Source organism: Streptomyces sp. NPDC026394 (genome assembly GCF_055567735.1).
The window spans coordinates 1-19,577 of the sequence record NZ_JBVHPX010000005.1 but is presented as its reverse complement, the minus strand read 5'-3'; the positions used below and the strand labels follow the sequence as shown (position 1 = coordinate 19,577).

Genomic DNA, 19,577 nt, shown 5'->3' with positions numbered 1-19,577 from the left:
GTGCCGCTGCTCCTCGTCCTGTACTTCTTCGCCGCCGCTGCCGAGGAGGCGGGGTGGACGGGATATCTGCTGCAACCGCTGCGGGAGCGGTGGGGCACGCTCGGCGCGGGCCTGGTCATCGGCCTGGTGTGGGCGGCCTGGCACCTTGTCGCACACACCCAGGCGGGCCGTTCCGCCGCGTGGACAGCCGGTCAGGTGCTCGGCTCGGTCGCGGTGCGGGTCCTGATGGTGCGGCTGTACGACAGCTCCGGCGGGATCGTGCCGACCGCCGTCGCGGTGCACACCACGATCAACGTCGCCGAGTCGGTGTTCCCCGGCTGGACCGACCACGCCGCACCCGCCCTGGTCCTAGGCGTCAGATTCCCGCCTGCCGCGCGACTCCCCCAGCTACCGCTGGGGGACCCCAGCACGCACGCTCTCCCCCACGCCTGAACGGCGCGGGGGGACCCCGTCATTGTCGGGCTCTTCCCGGTACACCCAGTACCGGGAAGACCCTCCGCCTTGCGATCGGCTCGGCTTCCGAAAGGCAGATCCGAAGAGCCGAGCCGTGGCGAAGCGACGTGCACCAGACGCCGCGCGGCCCGCCCTCCGGGCGGAACGACGGGAAGGTGACGACAGGGCTCGGCGGCCGTGTCGCTCGCGGCCGCGCTCATGACGCTCCTCGGGCCCGGAGCCGCGGCCGTACGCCCGCTCCGGGCCCGGGACGAGCCGGTGCCGGTCCGCGCTGCCGCGGAACCGATATCCGTCCGCGCCGCCGCGGCTACTGCGGTGCGCCGCGCCAGCCCGCCACCGGCAGGGCGAACTTGGCCACCAGACGATCGGTGAAGGAGGCGTGATGCAGACGGGCGAGGCGTACCGGGGTGGCGCCGCGGCGGACCTCCACCCGCGCGCCCGCGGGCAGTTCGACGCTGCGGCGGCCGTCGCACCACAGCACGCCGTGCGGCGTCTTGGGCTGCACCTCGACGGCCAGCACCGAGTCCGGCGAGGTGACCAGCGGCTTGGCGAACAGCGCGTGGGCGCTGATCGGCACCATCAGCAGGGCCTCGACCTCGGGCCAGACCACCGGGCCGCCCGCCGAGAAGGCATAGGCGGTGGAGCCGGTCGGGGTCGCGCACACGACACCGTCGCCGCCGAAGCGCGAGACGGGCCGCCCGTCGACCTCGGTGACGACCTCCAGCATGCGCTCCCGCGCGGCCTTCTCGACGGACGCCTCGTTCAGGGCCCAGTCGGTGTGCGCGATGCTGCCGTTGTTGCGCACCAGGACGTCGATGGTCATCCGCTCCTCGACCTCGTAGGAGCGGGTCACGACCCGGTCGACGACCTTGTCCAGGTCGTCCCGCTCGGCCTCCGCGAGGAAGCCGACCCGGCCGAGGTTGACGCCGAGCATCGGCACGCCGGACGTACGGGCGAAGTCCGCGCCGCGCAGCAGTGTCCCGTCCCCGCCGAGGACCACCAGCAGTTCGCAGCCCTCGGCCGCGCACTGCTCGGACTCGACGCGGACCACGGACGCCGGCAGCGGCAGGTCCGCCGCCTCCTCGGCCAGGACCCGTACGCCGATGCCGCTGCGCAGCAGCCCCTGGACGACGAGTTCGGCGCTGCGGACGGCCGCGGGGCGGCCGGTGTGCGCCAGCAGGAAGACGGTGCGCTGCCCGGACGGCTCCGGGCCGCCCGGGGACGGTGCGGTACAGGTGGTGCGCGAGCCGGCTGTCTCAGCCGCTCCGGATGTTTCAGAACTGGTCAACGGGGCCCCTCCGCCACTGCTCGGTCGACGTCCGCCGGGTCGAGTGCGTCCGCCCCGGCGCGCAGCCACAGAAAGTACTCGACATTGCCGGAGGGCCCGGGCAGCGGGCTGGCGGTCACCCCGGCCACCCCCAGTCCCAGCGCGGCGGCCCGCTCGGCGACACCGCGTACCGCCTCGGCCCGCAGGTCGGCGCTGCGCACCACTCCGCCGCTGCCGAGACGCTCCTTGCCGACCTCGAACTGCGGCTTGACCATCAGCACCAGGTCGGCGTCGGGCGCCGCGCAGCGGACGAGGGCGGGCAGCACCAGACCCAGCGGGATGAAGGACAGATCGCCGACGACGAGGTCGACGGGCTCGCCGTCGATCTGCTCCAGCGTCAGCTCGCGCACGTTGGTGCGGTCCTTGACGGTGACCCGGTCGTCGCTCTGCAACGACCAGGCGAGCTGCCCGTACCCGACGTCCACGGCGACGACGTGTCCCGCGCCGGCCCGCAGCAGGACGTCGGTGAAGCCGCCGGTGGAGGCGCCCGCGTCGAGCGCGCGGCGGCCCGTCACCTTCAGGCCGCGGGGTTCGAACGCGGCGAGGGCCCCGGCCAGCTTGTGGCCGCCGCGTGAGACGTAGTCCGGATCGCTGTCGTCGTCGCGCACGACCAGGGCCGCGCTGGTCTCCACCTGGGTGGCGGACTTGGTCGCCGTCGTTCCGCCGACGGTCACCCGCCCCGCGGCGATCAGCTGGCTCGCGTGCTCGCGGGAACGGGCCAGCTTGCGGCGCACCAGCTCCGCGTCGAGTCGGCGTCGTGCCACTCCTGCCACCTGTGGTTCAGCTCCTGTTGTCGTACGTTGCGGACGGCTGCGGGGACGGGGCCGCGCCGGACGGGCCGGCGGGCCCGGGGCGCCGGTCGAGCGCGGCCAGCGCGTCGCGTAGTCCCCGGTGCACATCCTCGTACACCTCCAGGTGCCCGCTCGCGGCGAGGTGGTCGGCGTCGGCCAGGCGCCGGAGCTGGGCGTCGACCGCGGCGTCCCCGGTGGGCGTCACCGCGACACCCAGCGGCTGCGGCCCGGCGGGCCCGGCACCGTCCCGCTCCGGCCCGGCGCCGCCCCGATCCGGTCCGTCCGGCCCGGCACCGCCGCGCTCAGACCGGTCCCGGCCGTCCGGGCCACCGGAACCAGGCCCGTCCGGCACCCGCTCGTCCGGTACCCCGCCGCCCACCGGCTCCTTCGGCTCTTCCATGCCTCGACGCTACCTCGAACCGCCCGCCGACCGGGCCACCGCCCGCCCGTCCCGTACCGGCGTATCGTCGATCTCGATGGCAACCCTCGAAGAGTGCCGCGCCGCCCTCGGCCGGCTCGCACAGAACCTGTCCACCGCCGACGGCGACGTCCGGAGCGCGGCCGCCTTCGACCGTTCGCTGAGCTGCCGGATCACCGACCTGGACGTCACCTTCACCGGCCGGCTGGCGAACGGCACCCTGGAGGACGTCACGAACGTCCCCGGGCCGCCGCCCGAACGCGCCCAGATCCGCCTGGCCATGCGCGGCGACGACCTGGTCGCCATGGTCGACGGCAAACTGCACTTCGCCAAGGCGTGGGGCAGCGGCCGGGTCAAGCTGGAGGCGGGCTTCCGCGACCTGCTGCGCCTGCGGTCGCTGCTCTGACGGTGGCCGCGGGCCTCTGACCGTGGCCACCGCCCGGCCCCTCGCCCGTACGCCTCAGACCCCGGCCCGCGCCTTGCGCGCCGCCGGCACCACCAGCGGCGTACCCGTCTCCGGGTCGTCGATGACCTGGCACTTCAGGCCGAAGACCCGCTCGACGAGGTCCGCCGTGACGACCTGTTCCGGCGGTCCTTCGGCGACGATCTCGCCCGCCCGCATCGCGATCAGGTGCGTGGCGTAGCGCGCGGCGTGGTTGAGGTCGTGCAGGACGGCGACGAGGGTGCGGCCCTGCTCCTCGTGGAGTTCGGCGCACAGGTCCAGCACCTCGATCTGGTGCTGGATGTCGAGGTAGGTGGTCGGCTCGTCCAGCAGGAGCAGCGGTGTCTGCTGGGCGAGGGCCATCGCGATCCACACGCGCTGCCGCTGCCCGCCGGAGAGTTCGTCGACGTAGCGTTCGGCCAGTTCGCCGACGCCGGTCGCGTCCATGGACTCCCGTACGATCCGCTCGTCCTCGCCCGACCACTGGCGCAGCAGTCCCTGGTGCGGGTAGCGGCCGCGCGCGACCAGGTCGGCGACGGTGATGCCGTCGGGCGCGATGGAGGACTGCGGGAGCAGCCCGAGGGTGCGGGCGACCTTCTTGGCGGGCAGCGAGGAGATGGCCGCGCCGTCCAGCAGTACGGAGCCGGCGGCGGGCTTGAGCATCCGCGACAGCGCGCGCAGCAGCGTGGACTTGCCGCAGGCGTTCGGTCCGACGATGACCGTGAAGGACTGGTCCGGTATGGCCACCGAGAGGTCCTCGGCGATGACCCGCTGGTCGTAGGCGAGGGTCACGTTCTCGGCCGTGAGACGGCTCACTGCGTTGCTCCTTGTAGCGGTCTGCGGCGCGGGGGCCTGGGGCGGCTCGGTCGGTGTGGCGGGGGCCGGAGCGGAAGCGGTGGCCGTTGCGGGCCGCCGTGCGGCGTCCTGCGGGCTCATATCCGTCCCGCCTTGCGTTCGGAGGCCAGCAGCCACAGCAGGTAGCTGCCGCCGAGCAGTCCGGTCAGCACGCCCACCGGGAGCTGGTCGGCGCCGAAGATCTGCTGCGAGAGCCAGTCGGCGGTGACCAGGAGGGCGGCGCCCATGAGGGCGGCGGGCAGCAGGTTGGGGCCGGGCGAGCGGGTCAGCCGGCGGGCCAGTTGCGGGGCGGTCAGCGCGAGGAAGGCGATCGGCCCGGCCGCCGCGGTGGCGGCGGCGACCAGCAGGACGGCCGCCGCCAGCAGGACGACGCGTACCCGGTTGACCTGGACGCCCAGGGCGTACGCGGCGTCGTCGCCCATCTCCAGCATCCGCAGCGGCCGCCCGTACAGCAGCGACAGCGGGATCAGGACGGCGCAGACGATCGCCAGCGGCCAGACCTGGTCCCAGTCCCGGCCGCTGAGGGTGCCGGTCATCCAGGTGACGGCCTGGGTGGCCTCGACGATGTTCGCCTTGGTCATCAGGTACAGGACGATCGCGTAGAGCATCGCGGCGGCGCCGATGCCGACGAGCACGAAGCGGTAGCCGTGGATGCCGCCCTTCCACGCCAGCAGGAAGATCGCCAGCCCGGTGACGATGCCGCCGGCGACCGAGCCGGCCGCGATGGCGAAGGTACCGCCCTGGAAGAAGACGATGACGAGCAGCGCGCCGACCGTCGAGCCCTGGGAGAAGCCGAGCACGTCGGGGCTGCCGAGCGGGTTGCGGGAGACGGCCTGGAAGACCGCGCCGGCGACCCCGAAGGCGGCGCCGACCAGCAGTCCGACCAGGACCCGCGGCAGCCGCAGGTCGTTGACGATGAACTCCTGTGCCGTGGTGCCGGACCCGGTGAGGGTGGCGAGGACGTCCCCCGGCCCCATCGGGAAGTCGCCGGTGCCGATCAGCAGCACGCTCGCGAACAGGGCCACGGCCGCCAGCAGCAGGGAGACGACGAGGGTCCGTACGTCCAGGCGTACGGACAGCCCGCCGGCGGTGCGGACCGCCCGCACGGACCCGCCGGTCTGCCCGGCGGCGGCCCGGCCGGTGGCCGCGGAATCGTTCCGGCCGGTGTCGGTCTTGACGGTGGAACTCACAGCTGGGCCATCCTCCGACGCCGTACGAGGTAGATGAAGACCGGGCCGCCGACGACGGCGGTCACGATGCCGACCTGGATCTCGCCGGGCCGCGCCACGACGCGCCCCAGGACGTCGGCGCCGAGCAGCAGGACCGGCGACAGGACCGCCGAGTACGGCAGGATCCACCGCAGGTCGGGGCCGGTGACGGCGCGGACGACGTGCGGGACCATCAGGCCGACGTAGACGATCGGGCCGCAGGCGGCGGTCGCGCCGCCGCACAGCAGGGTGACGGCGATCATCGCCAGCACCCGGGTGCGGGTCAGCCGGGCACCCAGGGCCCGCGCCTGGTCGTCGCCGAGCGCGATGGCGTTCAGGGGGCGTCCGACGGCGAGCGCCAGGACGGCACCGATCAGGAGGAACGGCGTGACCTCCCGCACGGTGTCCATGGTGGCGGAGGCCAGCGAGCCGACCGTCCAGAAGCGCATCCGGTCCAGCGCCGCGGTGTCCAGGAGGTTGACGGCGTTGATGTAGCCGATCAGGACGGCGGACAGGGCGGTGCCGGCCAGCGCCAGCCGTACGGGGGTGGCGCTGCGGGTGCCGCCGAGCACGTACACGGCGACCGAGACGACCGCGGCGCCGAGGAAGGCGAACCACACGTACCCGGTCAGTGAGGTGATCCCCAGAAAGCTGATGGCGGAGACGACGGCCGCCGAGGCGCCCGCGTTGATGCCGAGGACGCCGGGGTCGGCGAGGGGGTTGCGGGTCAGTGCCTGCATCACGGTGCCGGCCAGGCCCAGGGCCGCGCCGGCCAGCAGGCCGAGGAGGGTGCGCGGCAGGCGGACGTCCCGTACGACCACGTCGGTGTCGTCACCCGTGTAGTGGAAGAGGGCGTGCCATACCTGGTCGAGGGGTACCTGTTTCGCGCCGACGGCGATACCCAGGGCGGCCACGACCACCAGTGCGCCGACGGAGGCGACGAGCCCCGCCGAGCGAGTGATCTGCCGCCGCCGCGGAGCCGCGGGGGCGTTTGCTTCGGGGGGACTGTCAACCAACACGGGAGTTAGGTTAGCCTACCCTCACGATCAGACATCAAGTCGTTCTGCAGGGCCTTTTACCGGCCCTTTGCCGTCCGGCCTGAAGTCCGTCCGAAAACGCACTGAAGACCGTGAACGACCGGCTGAAGTCCCGTCAAGCCCTGACGGCCGTGCCGAGGCCCAGCCCAGAGAGAAGCGCATCGACCATGAGCACCCCCCGTAGCGTATCCCTGTCCCGACGCGGCGTTCTCGCCGCCGGTGGCGCCGTCGGCATCGGCGCCCTGCTGGCCGCCTGCGGAGGCGGCAAGGACTCGGGCGCGCAGGGGAACGTCAAGGGCGGCGCCTGGTCCTTCACGGACGACCGCAAGAAAAAGGTCTCGCTCGACCACACGCCGCAGCGCATCGTCGCCTTCACCGGCACCGCGGCCGCGCTGTACGACTTCGGCATCGACAAGCAGATCGTCGGCGTCTTCGGTCCGACCAAGCTCAAGAACGGCAAGCCGGACGCACAGGCCGGCGACATCGACGTGGACCGCCTCACCATCATCGGCAACGCGTACAACCAGTTCGCGGTCGAGAAGTACGCGGGCCTCGACCCCGACCTGCTGATCACCAACATGTTCGAGCCGGGCGCCCTGTGGTTCGTGCCGGAGGAGAGCAAGGACAAGATCACCAAGCTGGCCGAGACGGTGGCGATCACCGCGTCCCGCACCCCGCTGGTGAAGATCATCGAGCGGTACGCCGAACTGGCGCAGTCCCTCGGCGCCGACCTGAAGGCCAAGAAGGTCACCGACGCCAAGGCCCGCTTCGAGAAGGCCGCCGCCGAGCTGCGCAAGGCCGCCAAGTCCAACCCGGTCCGGGTGCTCGCCTGTTCCGGCAGCGCCGACCTCTTCTACGCCTCCAACCCCGGCATCAACTCCGACATCATGTACTTCAAGTCGCTGGGCGTGGACATCATCGTCCCCGACAACCTGGACAAGGGCGGCTACTTCGAGAACCTGAGCTGGGAGAACGCCGACAAGTACCCGGCCGACGTGCTCATGCTCGACAACCGCACCTCCGCCCTCCAGCCCAAGGACCTGGCCGCCAAGCCCGCCTGGAACAAGCTGCCCGCCGTCAAGGCCGGACAGGTCACGGGCTGGTCCAGCGAGCCGCGCTTCTCCTACGCGGGCGCCGCACCGCTGATGGAAGAACTCACCAAGGTCATCCAGAACGCCAAGAAGGTCGCCTGACGCACGCCGTGGCCGGCCGCCGCACCGGCCGGCCACGGCGACCGCGCCGCAGCGCCCGCCCCCACCGCAGTCACCGAGTCACGGTTCCGGGAGGTTCCTCCGCATGACCACGACCGCCGCACCCGCCACCACCCCGTTCCGCTTCTTCGACGTGCACGTCGTGCGCACCCGTCGGCTCAGCCCCTCCATGGTCCGGATCACCTTCGGCGGCGAACGGCTCGACGAGATGGCCTCCGGCGGCCGTGACCAGCGCTTCAAACTGTTCCTCCCGCAGGCCCACCAGTCCGAGCCGGTCTTCGCCGACCAGAGCGAGAACTGGTACCCCGCCTGGCGCGCCCAGGACCCGGCCGAGCGGCCGCTGATGCGCTCGTACACCATCCGCGAGCAGCGCCACGAGCCGGCCGAGATCGACGTGGACTTCGCCCTGCACGGCGCGGACACCCCGGGCGCCGCGGCCGGCGGCCCGGCCTCGCGCTGGGCGGCGTCCGCCGAGCCCGGCGACCGCGTCTCGGTCCTCGGCCCGGCCGTCGAGGACAACGGCGGCGTCGACTTCCGCCCGCCGCCCGGGACCGACTGGATCCTGCTGACCGGCGACGAGACGGCGCTGCCCGCCGTGGCCGGCATCCTGGCCTGGCTCTCCCCCGGCACCCAGGCCAAGGTCTTCCTCTCCGTCGCCCACGCGGCGGACCGCCAGGACCTGCCCACCTTCGCGGACGCCGACATCACCTGGCTCGCGGCCGACGAGCGGCCGGCGGACGGGCGGGACGCGCTGCTGGAGGCGGTCCGTGCCGCCGAACTGCCCGAGGGCACGCCGTACGCCTGGATCGCGGGCGAGGCGGGCAACGTGAAGATGCTGCGCCGCCACCTCGTGCGGGAGCGCGGGTTCGACCGCCGGGCCGTGAAGTTCACCGGCTACTGGCGGCGCGGCGCCAGCGAGGAGGACCTGCTCGCGGAGTACATCGCGAGCACGGCCGCCACCGACGAGGACTGACCGGGCCTCGACTCCGGTCCCCCATACCGTGCGTGTACGACGGTCCGTACACGCACCAGAGGGAGGGGCCCCGCTCATCACCGAGCGGGGCCCCTCCCTCCTTCGTGCGCCACGTCGCGGCGCGCGCGTCACAGCCCGAGCCGCGCCAGCGCCTTCCCCGCGTCGGCGCCGCACGTACCGTCCCCGGCCGCCGTCCAGGCCGCCGCGCACAGCGCCCGCAACCCGTCCAGCGGCGCGCCGTCCCCGTCCAGCGCCAGCGCGCCGTCCCGCAGGGACGCCGTCCAGCCGCCGCACCCGAAGCCGCCGTCCGTCTCCTCGGACACCTCCGGCTGCGGGCCGAGCACGCCGCGCAGGTCCGCGTCGACGTACGTGGGGCGGTGCTGCGGCGGAGCGGCCAGCAGTTCGGCCGCGGTGGTCACGCCGGTCAGCACCAGCAGCGAGTCCACGCCGCCGTTGTAGGCGCCCTCGATGTCCGTGTCGAGCCGGTCGCCGACCACCAGCGGCCGCTGCGCTCCCGTACGCAGCACCGTCTCGCGGTGCATGGGCGTCTCCGGCTTGCCCGCCACCTGGGGCGTGCCGCCGGTTGCGGTCCGTACGACCTCCACGAGGGCGCCGTTGCCCGGCGCGATGCCGCGCTCCTTGGGGATCGTCAGGTCGGTGTTCGAGGCGAACCAGGGCACGCCGCGCTGGACCGCGTAAGCGGCCTCCGCCAGCCGTTCCCAGTTCAGTTTCGGGTCGAATCCCTGGACCACCGCGGCCGGGTCGTCCTCCGCGGAGTCCACCGGCACCAGCCCGCGTTCGCGCAGCGCCACCCGCAGACCCTCGCCGCCGACCGCCAGCACCCGTGCCCCGTCGGGCACCTGTCCGGCGATCAGCCGGGCGACCGCCTGCGCCGAGGTGATGACGTCCGTCGGGGCGGTCGGCAGCCCGAAGCCGGTGAGCTGGTCGGCGACCGCGTCCGGTGTCCGGGAGGCGTTGTTGGTCACGTACGCCAGGTGCATGCCGCCGTCCCGGGCGGTGCTGAGCGACGCGACGGCGTGCTCGATCACCGAGCCGCCGGCGTAGACGACTCCGTCCAGGTCCAGCAGCGCCGTGTCGTACGCCTCGCTCAGTGCCCGTTCGCACCGTCCGGGCTGCTTGCGCACCCGCTCGCTCATGCCGTTTCGCTCCTTCTGCACAGGTGTTCCCGCCGGTTCCGCGGGCCCCGCGAAACGGAACCCGGCCTACCGATATATCCGGTGGGACGACGGTTTCCCCCCGATCATCCCGCACTCCCGAAGGCGGCATAGCATTCCCCAATGACCAGCACCGACGGCCTCCGCCTCCACCCCTTCCGCGGGCTGCGCTACGCCCCGGACCGCGTCAGCAGCCTCACGGCCGTCACCTCCCCGCCGTACGACGTCGTCGTACGCCCGGACGGTGTGCGCCACCTCGAAACGGCCGACCCGTACAACATCGTGCGGCTCATCCTCCCGCAGGCCCCCGACCCCGCCACCCGGCACCGTCAGGCCGCCGAGACGCTGCGCCGCTGGCGCGCGCAGGGCGTCCTGGCGACCGACGACCGGCCCGCGCTCTACGTGTACGAGCAGAGCAAGGGCAGCCTCCTGCAACGCGGCCTGATCGGCGCACTCGAACTCGACGGCCCCGTCCTGCCGCACGAGGACGTGATCCCCGAGGTCGTCGAGGACCGCGCCGCGCTGATGCGCGAGGCCGCCGCCAACTTCGAGCCGCTGCTCCTGTCCTACGTCGGCCAGGGCACCGGCAACGGCGCCACCGGCGTCATCGAACGGACCGTCCGCACCACGCCGCTGCTCGCCACCACGACCGAGGACGGCTTCGCGCACCGCCTGTGGGCGGTCACCGACCCCGCCGACCTGACCGCCGTCGACGAGGACCTCGCGATACGGCACGCCCTGATCGCCGACGGGCACCACCGCTGGGCCACCTACCAGCGGCTGCGCCAGGAGCACCCCGGCAACGGTTCGGCGAGCCCCTGGGCGAGCGGCCTGGTGCTGCTGGTGGACTCCGCGCGCCACCCGCTCCAGGTACGGGCCATCCACCGTGTGCTGCCGCACCTGCCGCTGGACGGCGCGCTGGCCGGGCTGGACGGCGCCTTCCGCGTCCGGCCGGTGGACGGCCCGCTCGACGCGGCGCTGGCGGTGCTCGACGGGACGCCGGGCAGCGCCTTCCTGCTGGCGTCGAGCCCGGAGCGGTTCTGCGTACTCGACCGTCCCGACCCGGAGCTGCTCGACCGGACGATCCGCCGGGACCGCCCCGCGGCGTGGCGTGAGCTGGACGCCACCGTGCTGCACTCGGTCCTGCTGGACGAGGTGTGGCGCATCCGGGACCACTCGTCCGAGATCAGCTATCTGCACAGTGCCGCGGACGCCGTCGAGCAGGCGGCGAAGCACGGCGGTACGGCCGTCCTGATGCGCCCGGTCCTTGAGCAAACGGTGCGCCAACTCGCACTGGGCGGGGTGACCATGCCGCGCAAGTCGACATCCTTCGGGCCCAAGCCGGCCACCGGTCTGGTTCTGCGCGTACTGGACGAAGAGGTCTGATTCCGGGCCGTACCGGCCGCCTGCTCCAGGCCGTTCCGGGGCCTGATTCCGGGCTGTACGGCTTCCTGCCGCCCGCCGGCGACCCGGCGCGCGTGTCCCGCGCCGGTGCCTCGGCACCCGTTTCCCTCTCGCCACACAGGTTAGGTTAGGCTTACCTCATCACGTAAGCGGATGGAGCCGTTCCCCCCTGCGCCGACGGTCTTCTGCCCCAGCGCGGGCGTTCCATGCGCATCCCCCCACGTGAGCAAGTCCGCATCAGGGAGGACACGTTCATGAGTCTCCTCGCGCACTCCGCCGAGGACCCGTCGCCCGCCGCACACACCGGGGCGCCGGACAGCCGGTCACAGTTGTTCAACGACAGCACCACCGAGCACTACCGCCGCTCCGTCGCCGAAGGCGTAGCCCGCATAGCCGACAAAATATCCGCAACCGAACGCCCCTTCACCGGCGTCACGGTCGACGGCCTCTCCCCCACGGTGGCCGGCATCGACCTCGAACAGCCGCTGCACGACCCCGCCGCCGCACTCGACGAACTCGAAGAGGTCTACCTCCGCGACGCCGTCTACTTCCACCACCCGCGCTACCTCGCCCACCTCAACTGCCCGGTCGTCATCCCCGCCCTGGTGGGCGAGGCGGTGCTGTCCGCGGTCAACTCCTCGCTGGACACCTGGGACCAGAGCGCCGGCGGCACCCTCATCGAGCGCCGCCTGATCGACTGGACCGCCCGGCGCATCGGCCTCGGCGAACGCGCCGACGGCATCTTCACCAGCGGCGGCACCCAGTCCAACCTCCAGGCCATGCTCCTGGCCCGCGACGAGGCGTGCCGTACGGTTCTCGCCCGCGAGAACGACCCGGACATGACCCCTCAGGGCGGGGCAACTCCGGTACGCCGTACCGACATCCTGCCCCGGCTGCGCATCTTCGCCTCCCAGGTCGGCCACTTCAGCATCGAGAAGGCCGCCACCCTGCTGGGCCTCGGCGCGGAAGCCGTGATCGCGGTGCCGTGCGGCCCGGACAAGCGGATGCGGACCGACGCGCTCGCCGCCGAGCTGGCCCGCTGCGAGGCCGAGGGCCTGATCCCGATGGCCGTCGTCGCCACCGCGGGCACCACCGACTTCGGCAGCATCGACCCGCTGCCCGAGGTCGCCGACCTGTGCGCCCGGTACGGCACCTGGATGCACGTGGACGCCGCGTACGGCTGCGGCCTGCTGGTCTCCCGCCGCCGCGCCCTCCTGGACGGCATCGAGCGTGCCGACTCGGTGACGGTGGACTACCACAAGTCCTTCTTCCAGCCGGTCAGCTCCAGCGCCGTCCTGGTACGCGACCACGCCACCCTGCGGCACGTCACGTACCACGCCGACTACCTGAACCCGGCGCGGATGGCCGAGCGCCGCATCCCCAACCAGGTCGACAAATCGATCCAGACCACCCGCCGCTTCGACGCGCTCAAACTGTGGCTGACGCTGCGCACCATGGGCGCCGACGGCATCGGAGAACTCTTCGACGAGGTCGTGGACCGCGCCGCCGACGCCTGGAAGATCCTCAACGACGACCCGCGCTTCGAGGTCGTGGTCGAACCCCAACTGAGCACCCTGGTCTTCCGCTACCTGCCGTACACCGACGACCGGGACCCGGTGCTGAGCGACGAGGTCAACCTGCACGCCCGGGAAGCGCTGTTCGCCTCGGGGGACGCCATCGTCGCGGGCACCGTCGTCGACGGCCGGCACTACCTGAAGTTCACCCTGCTCAACCCCGAGACCACGCTGGCCGACATCGCCACGGTCCTCGACCTGATCGCCGAGCACGCCGGCGCGTACCTCGCCGCGCGCCCCGAACCGGCCCTCAGCGCCGCGAGCTGACCGTCCCCGCCGACCGGCCCCCACAGCCGACGGCCGACCGACACCCCGCAAACGGAGACCCCACGTGTCCGCCCCTCACGACTTCATCGCCATCGGCCTCGGGCCCTTCAATCTCGGCCTCGCCTGCCTGACCGAGCCCATCGACGAACTCGACGGCCTGTTCCTGGACAACAAACCGTCCTTCGACTGGCACCCCGGCATGATGCTGGAGACCAGCACCCTCCAGGTGCCCTTCATGGCCGACCTGGTCACCCTCGCCGACCCGACCTCCCCGTTCTCCTTCCTGAACTACCTGAAGGAATCGGGACGGATGTACTCCTTCTACATCCGCGAGAGCTTCTACCCGCTGCGCGCCGAGTACAACGACTACTGCCGCTGGGCCGCCGCCAAGCTGGACAGCATCCGCTTCGGCCACCAGGTCACCACCGTCGAGTACGACGAGACCGAGCAGGTCTACGTCGTCCACGCCGACCACCTGCCCACCGGCGAGAAGAAGACCTACCGCGCCCGCAAACTCGTCCTCGGCACCGGCACCCCGCCGCACATCCCCGAAGCCTGCCAGGGCCTCGGCGGCGACTTCCTGCACAACGCCGACTACCTGGAGAACAAGGCCACCCTCCAGGCCAAGGACTCCATCACCATCGTCGGCAGCGGCCAGAGCGCGGCGGAGATCTACTACGACCTCCTCCAGGACATCGACAGCCACGGCTACCACCTGACCTGGGCCACCCGCTCCCCGCGGTTCTTCCCCCTCGAATACACCAAGCTCACCCTGGAGATGACCTCTCCGGAGTACGTGGACTACTTCCACGCCCTGCCCGCGGCCACCCGCGACCGGCTCAACGCCTCGCACAAGAACCTCTACAAGGGCATCGACTCCGAGCTGATCAACGAGATCTTCGACCTGCTCTACCAGAAGAACCTGCACGGCCCCTGCCCGACCCGGCTGCTCACCAACACCGCGCTCGCCGAGGCCTCGTACGACGCGGCCTCCGCCACGTACACCCTGGGCCTGCGCCAGGAGGAACAGGGCCAGGACTTCACTCACGCCACCCAGGGCCTGGTCCTCGCCACCGGATACCGGTACGCCACACCGGAGTTCCTCGCCCCGCTGACCGACCGCATCGCCTGGGACGACGCCGGCCGCTACGCGGTCGCCCGCAACTACAGCGTCGACACCGCGGGCCGCGACATCTTCGTGCAGAACGCCGAACTGCACACCCACGGCTTCGTCACCCCCGACCTGGGCATGGCCGCGTACCGCAACTCCTGCATCATCCGCGAGCTGCTCGGCCGCGAGTACTACCCGGTCGAGAAGTCCATCGCCTTCCAGGAGTTCGCCGCTCCGGCCGGCCCGCACCACCCCGTGGAGGTCTCGCCCGTATGACCGCGCCCGTCTTCACCCGCACCCACGCCTCGCTCGGCGAGTTCGCGCTGCGCCCGGTCGACCCGGCCGGCGACGCGGAACTGCTGCACGGCTGGGTCACCCACCCCAAAGCCGTGTACTGGATGATGCAGGACGCGGACCTCGCGGCCGTCGAGGCGGAGTTCGCTCGCATCGACGCCGACCCGTACCACGATGCCTTCATCGGTCTGCACAACGGCGTCCCCGCCTTCCTGATGGAGCGCTACGACCCGGCGCACCGCGAGGTCACCGAGGTCCACGAGGCCGCGCCCGGCGACATCGGCATGCACTTCCTGACCGCGCCGACCGACACCCCGGTGCACGGCTTCACCCTCGCCGTGATCACCACCGTCATGGACGCGCTGTTCGCCGAGCCCGGCAACCGGCGCGTCGTCGTCGAACCGGCCACCGGCAACACCGCGGTACACGCCCTGAACAAGGCCGTCGGCTTCGAGATCGAACGCACGGTCACGCTGCCCAAGGGCGAGGCGTACCTGAGCACCTGCACCCGCGACCAGTTCCTGGCCGCCCGAGGAGAAAACCCATGCTGAACCCCACCGCGGACACCACCGAGGCCGCGGCACCCGACGCCGTCCGCCACCTCACCCCCGAGCTGTGGGCGCGCGCCAACCGCCTCCTCGTCCGCAAGGCCCTCGCCGAGTTCGCCCACGAGCGCCTGCTGACCCCGCAACGCCTGCCGCAGGACGGCCACTACGTCGTACGCAGCGACGACGACCGTGTCGAGTACCGCTTCGCCGCCCGCCGGCTGAGCCTGGACCACTGGCACATCGACGCCGACGACATCACCCGCCGCCGCGACGGCGCCGAGGCCCCCCTGGACGCCCTCGACTTCTTCATCGAGCTGCGCCGCACCCTCGCCCTCAGCGACGACATCCTCCCCGTCTACCTGGAGGAGATCAGCTCCACCCTCTCCGGTACGGCGTACAAGCTGGCCGCGGGCCCCGCGTCCGCCGCCGAGCTGGCGAAGGGCGACTTCCAGGCCATCGAGACGGGCATGTCCGAGGGCCACCCCTGCTTCGTCGCCAACAACGGCCGCCTCGGCTTCGGCGTGCACGAGTACCACGCGTACGCCCCCGAGGCCGCGAGCCCGGTCCATCTGATCTGGCTGGCCGCGCGCCGCGACCGCTCCACCTTCACCGCGGGCGAGGGCCTGGACTACGACGGGCTGGTACGGGCCGAGCTGGGCGGCGCCACCCTGGACCGGTTCGCCGCCACGATGCGCGATCTCGGCCTGGACCTGGCCGACTACCACCTCATCCCCGCCCACCCGTGGCAGTGGTGGAACAAGCTCTCCGTCACCTTCGCCGCCGAGGTCGCCCAGCAGCACCTCGTCTGCCTCGGCCCCGGTGACGACGCGTACCTGGCGCAGCAGTCCATCCGCACGTTCTTCAACACCAGCGACCCGTCCAAGCACTACGTCAAGACGGCGCTGTCGGTCCTCAACATGGGCTTCATGCGCGGGCTGTCCGCCGCCTACATGGAGGCCACCCCGGCCATCAACGACTGGCTGGCCGGCCTGATCGCGAGCGACGAGACCTTCCGGGCCGTCCGCTTCTCGATCATCCGCGAGCGCGCCGCCATCGGCTACCACCACCGCCAGTACGAGGCCGCCACCGCCAAGGGCTCCCCGTACCTGAAGATGCTCGCCGCCCTGTGGCGCGAGAGCCCGGTGCCCACCCTCGAACCCGGCCAGCGGGTCGCCACCATGGCGTCCCTGCTGCACACCGACCCCGAGGGCGGCTCGCTGGCCGCCGCCCTCGTCGAGGAGTCCGGCCTGGCCCCGGCGGACTGGCTCCGCCGCTACGTGGACGCCTACCTCACGCCCGTCCTGCACGCGTTCTACGCCTACGACCTGGTCTTCATGCCGCACGGCGAGAACGTCATCCTGGTCATCGAGGACGGCACCGTACAGCGCGCGATCTTCAAGGACATCGCCGAGGAGATCGCGGTGATGGACCCGGACGCGGTGCTGCCGCCGGCCGTCGAGCGCATCCGCGCCGACGTCCCCGAGGACAAGAAACTCCTCTCCCTCTTCACGGACGTCTTCGACTGCTTCTTCCGCTTCCTCAGCGGCATCCTGGTCACCCAGGACGTGCTGGACGAGGACACCTTCTGGCGTACGGTCGCCGACTGCGTGACCGCCTACCAGGAGGCCAACCCGCAGCTCGCCGACAAGTTCCGGCAGTACGACATGTTCGCGGACGAGTTCGCGCTGTCCTGCCTGAACCGCCTCCAGCTGCGGAACAACGAGCAGATGGTGGACCTCCAGGACCCGGCCGGCGCCCTCCAGCTGATCGGCACCCTGGAGAACCCGATCGCCCGCTTCGCCCCGACCGCCGGAGCCTGACACCCGGGCGGACATGAGTGAAGGGCGGGACCCCGGTGGGGTCCCGCCCTTCACTCATGTGCCGTCAAGCGGCCGGGCCGCGACGGCCTCAGCCCTGCTCGGGGCGCCCTTCACGCGGGGCGTCCGCGGTGGCGCCGCCTTCGGAGGAGTCCGGCAGCGCGGGGGCGGCGGGCTCATCGGTCGCGGCCTGGGCCACGTTCCCGGCCTCGGAGGCCGCGTCCGTGATCTCGCGGTCGTCCCCGTCCTCGCCCTCGTCCTCGTCCAGCGCGTCGGTGAACTCCACGCCGTCCAGCTCGGCCAGCCGGTCCGAGGCGTTCGTGGTGCCGCCCTGGTCGGCCTCCAGCGCCTTGGCGAACCACTCGCGTGCCTCGTCCTCGCGGCCGACCTCCAGCAGCGCGTCGGCGTACGCGTAGCGCAGACGGGCGGTCCACGGCTGGACGGAGTTCGACGCCAGCTCGGGGCTCTGCAGCGTCACGACGGCCGCGTCGGTCTGGCCCAGGTCGCGCCGGGCACCGGCCGCGACCAGCCGCATCTCGACCTGACCGGCCCGGTCCAGCTTCTGCACCTCGGGCTCACCGGCCATCGCCAGGGCCTTCTCGGGACGGCCCAGACCGCGCTCGCAGTCGGCCATCACGGGCCACAGCTCCACGCTGCCGGTCATCCGGCGGGCCGCACGGAACTCCGCCAGCGCCTCGCCGTACTTCTCCACGGCGTACGCGGCGAAGCCGGCCGCCTCGCGCACGGCGGGAACCCGCGACGCGAGCCGCAGCGCCACGCGGGAGTACCCGTATGCCTTCTCCGGCTCCTCGTCGAGCAGCTTGGCCACCATGACCAGGTTCCTGGCGACGTCGTCCGCGAGCGTCTTCGGCAGGCTCAGCAGCTCCTGCCGTACGTCCTTGTCGATCTCCTCGCCCGTGACGTCGTCCGGGATCGGCAGCCGCTTGATCGGCTCCCGGTCGCGGCGGTCGTCCCGGCGGTCGTCGCGGAAACCGCCGCGGTCACCCCGGTCGTCGCGGCCACGCCCGGCACCGTACGGGCGGCGCCCGCCCCGGTCGTCGTCGCGGCGGAAACCGCCGCGGTCGTTGTCACGGCGGGGACCACGGTCGTCCCGACGGTCATCGCGGCGGAAGCCACCGCGGTCGTCATCACGGCGCGGACCGCGATCGTCGCGGCGGAAACCGCCACGGTCGTCCCGGCCACCGCCGAAGCCACCACCGGAGGGGCGACCACCGCGGTCGTCGTCACGGCGCGGACCACGGTCGTCCCGGCGATCGTCGCGGCGGAAGCCACCGCGGTCGTCGTCACGGCGCGGACCGCGATCGTCCCGGCGGAAGCCACCGCGGTCGTCGTCGCGACGCGGGCCACGGTCATCGCGGCGGAAACCGCCACGGTCGTCCCGGCCACCGCCGAAGCCACCACCGGACGGGCGGCCACCACGGTCGTTGTCACGGCGGGGACCACGGTCGTCCCGACGGTCATCGCGGCGGAAGCCACCGCGGTCGTCATCACGACGCGGACCGCGATCGTCGCGGCGGAAACCGCCACGGTCGTCCCGGCCACCGCCGAAGCCACCACCGGAGGAGCGGCCACCACGGTCGTCATCACGACGCGGACCACGGTCATCGCGACGGAAACCGCCACGGTCGTCCCGGCCACCGCCGAAGCCACCACCGGACGGGCGGCCACCACGGTCGTCATCACGACGCGGACCACGGTCGTCACGGCGGAAGCTGCCACGGTCATCGTCCCTGCGCGGGCCGCGCGGGCGGTCGTCCCGGCGGGGGCCACGGTCGTCGCGACGGAAGCTGCCACCGCGGTCGTCATCGCGGCGCGGGCCGCGGGGGGCACGGTCGTCACGCGAGAAGCCAGGGCGGTCGTCGCGGCGGAAACCGCCACGGTCGTCACGGCGCGGGGCACGGTCGTCGCGCGGGAAGCCGCCGCGGTCGTCCCGGCGGTCGTCGCGGCGCGGGCCGCGATCGTCCCGGCCGCCGAAGCCGCCACCGGTGGGGCGGCCGCCACGGTCGTCGTCACGACGGGGGCCACGGTCATCGCGACGGAAGCTGCCGCCGCGGTCGTCCCGGCGTCCACCGCCGAAGCCGCTGCCGGAGGGCCGGCCGGCCCGGTCGTCGCGGCGCGGGGCGCGGTCGTCACGCCGGAAACCGCCGCGGTCACCGCCCTCGCGCCGCTGGGGCCGGCGCTCCGAGCGATCGTCGGAAGAGTTGGGGGACATCGACGTGACTCCTGTCTTCGGTACTGCAAACATTCTCGCGCACCGACCACTCCGGCGCGCTTCGACCAAACAAAAAAGGACCCTCAGCCCCAGCGTGAACGCTGGGACCAAGGGTCCTCCAAAGATTGTTCGGCGGCGTCCTACTCTCCCACAGGGTCCCCCCTGCAGTACCATCGGCGCGGAAAGGCTTAGCTTCCGGGTTCGGAATGTAACCGGGCGTTTCCCTAACGCTATGACCACCGAAACCCTATCGGGTTCAAGCGAACAAGCACACTCTTCAATTAAAGAATGAAACAGTGGAACTTGGTTCAACCGACGCTGCGACTGTTCGCAACCCGGGAACCACACAGTGGACGCGAGCAACTGAGGACAAGCCCTCGGCCTATTAGTACCAGTCAACTCCACCCGTTACCAGGCTTCCATATCTGGCCTATCAACC

General features: G+C 72.2%; 17 protein-coding genes, 1 rRNA gene and 1 pseudogene. 9 read left to right on the top strand and 10 right to left on the bottom strand.

Annotated elements, in window-relative coordinates:
* Positions 1–432 carry a CPBP family glutamic-type intramembrane protease gene (locus tag ACZ4QV_RS13815; protein WP_361638225.1) on the top strand — a complete coding sequence of 144 codons (432 nt, stop codon included), beginning with the start codon at positions 1–3 and terminating at the stop codon, positions 430–432.
* A gap of 328 nt (positions 433–760) precedes the next feature.
* Here the strand turns inward: ACZ4QV_RS13815 and ACZ4QV_RS13810 are convergent, their stop codons facing one another.
* The 3 genes from ACZ4QV_RS13810 to ACZ4QV_RS13800 are packed head-to-tail and all read right to left on the bottom strand — an operon-like array spanning position 761 to position 2,971.
* The gene (locus ACZ4QV_RS13810; RefSeq protein ID WP_361638227.1) at positions 761–1,741 is read right to left on the bottom strand and encodes an NAD kinase; all 981 of its coding nucleotides are present in this window, start codon (positions 1,739–1,741) and stop codon (positions 761–763) included.
* Complete coding sequence (locus tag ACZ4QV_RS13805; RefSeq protein ID WP_361588149.1) at positions 1,738–2,553, bottom strand: TlyA family RNA methyltransferase; 816 nt, start codon at positions 2,551–2,553, stop codon at positions 1,738–1,740. The genes ACZ4QV_RS13810 and ACZ4QV_RS13805 overlap by 4 nt, the downstream gene beginning before the upstream one ends.
* A gap of 7 nt (positions 2,554–2,560) precedes the next feature.
* Positions 2,561–2,971 carry a hypothetical protein gene (locus ACZ4QV_RS13800; RefSeq protein WP_361154544.1) on the bottom strand — a complete coding sequence of 137 codons (411 nt, stop codon included), beginning with the start codon at positions 2,969–2,971 and terminating at the stop codon, positions 2,561–2,563.
* Positions 2,972–3,047: 76 nt separating this feature from the next.
* On the opposite strand from ACZ4QV_RS13800, the gene ACZ4QV_RS13795 reads away from it, so the two are divergent.
* Entirely contained in the window at positions 3,048–3,395 is a 348-nt protein-coding gene (locus ACZ4QV_RS13795) for a sterol-binding protein (protein ID WP_030024178.1), read from the top strand.
* Between the two features lie 54 nt (positions 3,396–3,449).
* On the opposite strand, the gene ACZ4QV_RS13790 is transcribed toward ACZ4QV_RS13795, so the two are convergent.
* From ACZ4QV_RS13790 to ACZ4QV_RS13780, 3 genes are all read right to left on the bottom strand, one after another.
* Positions 3,450–4,247, bottom strand: a complete 798-nt coding sequence (locus ACZ4QV_RS13790) for an ABC transporter ATP-binding protein (protein ID WP_361154547.1) — start codon at positions 4,245–4,247, stop codon at positions 3,450–3,452.
* A 116-nt stretch (positions 4,248–4,363) separates the two neighbouring features.
* Positions 4,364–5,476, bottom strand: a complete 1,113-nt coding sequence (locus ACZ4QV_RS13785) for a FecCD family ABC transporter permease (RefSeq protein WP_467762925.1) — start codon at positions 5,474–5,476, stop codon at positions 4,364–4,366.
* Complete coding sequence (locus ACZ4QV_RS13780) at positions 5,473–6,513, bottom strand: iron chelate uptake ABC transporter family permease subunit (protein WP_467762924.1); 1,041 nt, start codon at positions 6,511–6,513, stop codon at positions 5,473–5,475. The genes ACZ4QV_RS13785 and ACZ4QV_RS13780 overlap by 4 nt, the downstream gene beginning before the upstream one ends.
* Before the next feature lie 185 nt (positions 6,514–6,698).
* Here ACZ4QV_RS13780 and ACZ4QV_RS13775 point away from each other — a divergent pair, with 185 nt between their 5' ends.
* Positions 6,699–7,724, top strand: a complete 1,026-nt coding sequence (locus tag ACZ4QV_RS13775) for an ABC transporter substrate-binding protein (protein ID WP_361154550.1) — start codon at positions 6,699–6,701, stop codon at positions 7,722–7,724.
* 103 nt (positions 7,725–7,827) lie between these two features.
* On the top strand, positions 7,828–8,715 hold the full coding sequence (locus tag ACZ4QV_RS13770) for a siderophore-interacting protein (protein ID WP_361620415.1): 888 nt from the start codon (positions 7,828–7,830) through the stop codon (positions 8,713–8,715).
* A gap of 128 nt (positions 8,716–8,843) precedes the next feature.
* Here ACZ4QV_RS13770 and ACZ4QV_RS13765 read toward each other — a convergent pair whose 3' ends face one another.
* The gene (locus tag ACZ4QV_RS13765) at positions 8,844–9,872 is read right to left on the bottom strand and encodes an HAD-IIA family hydrolase (RefSeq protein ID WP_361588146.1); all 1,029 of its coding nucleotides are present in this window, start codon (positions 9,870–9,872) and stop codon (positions 8,844–8,846) included.
* 141 nt (positions 9,873–10,013) lie between these two features.
* Here ACZ4QV_RS13765 and ACZ4QV_RS13760 point away from each other — a divergent pair, with 141 nt between their 5' ends.
* The 5 genes from ACZ4QV_RS13760 to ACZ4QV_RS13740 all read left to right on the top strand — a co-directional run bounded on the left by ACZ4QV_RS13760 (position 10,014) and on the right by ACZ4QV_RS13740 (position 16,908).
* The gene (locus ACZ4QV_RS13760) at positions 10,014–11,276 is read left to right on the top strand and encodes a DUF1015 domain-containing protein (RefSeq protein ID WP_361640434.1); all 1,263 of its coding nucleotides are present in this window, start codon (positions 10,014–10,016) and stop codon (positions 11,274–11,276) included.
* A 272-nt stretch (positions 11,277–11,548) separates the two neighbouring features.
* Entirely contained in the window at positions 11,549–13,135 is a 1,587-nt protein-coding gene (locus ACZ4QV_RS13755; protein ID WP_467762923.1) for a pyridoxal phosphate-dependent decarboxylase family protein, read from the top strand.
* A gap of 64 nt (positions 13,136–13,199) precedes the next feature.
* Positions 13,200–14,522 (top strand): lysine N(6)-hydroxylase/L-ornithine N(5)-oxygenase family protein, encoded by a 1,323-nt coding sequence (locus ACZ4QV_RS13750; protein ID WP_361588141.1) that lies wholly within the window; start codon positions 13,200–13,202, stop codon positions 14,520–14,522.
* Positions 14,519–15,091: a GNAT family N-acetyltransferase gene (locus ACZ4QV_RS13745; protein ID WP_125057089.1), complete on the top strand. Its 573-nt coding sequence runs from the start codon at positions 14,519–14,521 to the stop codon at positions 15,089–15,091. The genes ACZ4QV_RS13750 and ACZ4QV_RS13745 overlap by 4 nt, the downstream gene beginning before the upstream one ends.
* A complete protein-coding gene (locus ACZ4QV_RS13740; protein WP_361154565.1) occupies positions 15,085–16,908 on the top strand; it encodes an IucA/IucC family protein in 1,824 nt (607 codons plus the stop codon). The genes ACZ4QV_RS13745 and ACZ4QV_RS13740 overlap by 7 nt, the downstream gene beginning before the upstream one ends.
* An 88-nt stretch (positions 16,909–16,996) precedes the next feature.
* Here ACZ4QV_RS13740 and ACZ4QV_RS13735 read toward each other — a convergent pair whose 3' ends face one another.
* The 3 genes and pseudogenes from ACZ4QV_RS13735 to rrf form a co-directional block, all read right to left on the bottom strand.
* Positions 16,997–17,845 carry a hypothetical protein gene (locus tag ACZ4QV_RS13735; RefSeq protein WP_361154626.1) on the bottom strand — a complete coding sequence of 283 codons (849 nt, stop codon included), beginning with the start codon at positions 17,843–17,845 and terminating at the stop codon, positions 16,997–16,999.
* A 24-nt stretch (positions 17,846–17,869) separates the two neighbouring features.
* Positions 17,870–18,463: pseudogene (locus ACZ4QV_RS13730) on the bottom strand (hypothetical protein); the annotation flags it as partial.
* Positions 18,464–19,265: 802 nt separating this feature from the next.
* Positions 19,266–19,382 (bottom strand): 5S ribosomal RNA (gene rrf, locus ACZ4QV_RS13725).
* Positions 19,383–19,577: the final 195 nt, after the last annotated feature.

Bases quoted from the DNA above. Each gene is read 5' to 3' on its own strand.
- ACZ4QV_RS13800 (WP_361154544.1), bottom strand. From the start codon at position 2,971: ATGGAAGAGCCGAAGGAGCCGGTGGGCGGCGGGGTACCGGACGAGCGG.
- ACZ4QV_RS13755 (WP_467762923.1), top strand. From the start codon at position 11,549: ATGAGTCTCCTCGCGCACTCCGCCGAGGACCCGTCGCCCGCCGCACAC.
- ACZ4QV_RS13775 (WP_361154550.1), top strand. From the start codon at position 6,699: ATGAGCACCCCCCGTAGCGTATCCCTGTCCCGACGCGGCGTTCTCGCC.
- ACZ4QV_RS13760 (WP_361640434.1), top strand. From the start codon at position 10,014: ATGACCAGCACCGACGGCCTCCGCCTCCACCCCTTCCGCGGGCTGCGC.
- ACZ4QV_RS13745 (WP_125057089.1), top strand. From the start codon at position 14,519: ATGACCGCGCCCGTCTTCACCCGCACCCACGCCTCGCTCGGCGAGTTC.
- ACZ4QV_RS13770 (WP_361620415.1), top strand. From the start codon at position 7,828: ATGACCACGACCGCCGCACCCGCCACCACCCCGTTCCGCTTCTTCGAC.
- ACZ4QV_RS13765 (WP_361588146.1), bottom strand. From the start codon at position 9,872: ATGAGCGAGCGGGTGCGCAAGCAGCCCGGACGGTGCGAACGGGCACTG.
- ACZ4QV_RS13740 (WP_361154565.1), top strand. From the start codon at position 15,085: ATGCTGAACCCCACCGCGGACACCACCGAGGCCGCGGCACCCGACGCC.
- ACZ4QV_RS13795 (WP_030024178.1), top strand. From the start codon at position 3,048: ATGGCAACCCTCGAAGAGTGCCGCGCCGCCCTCGGCCGGCTCGCACAG.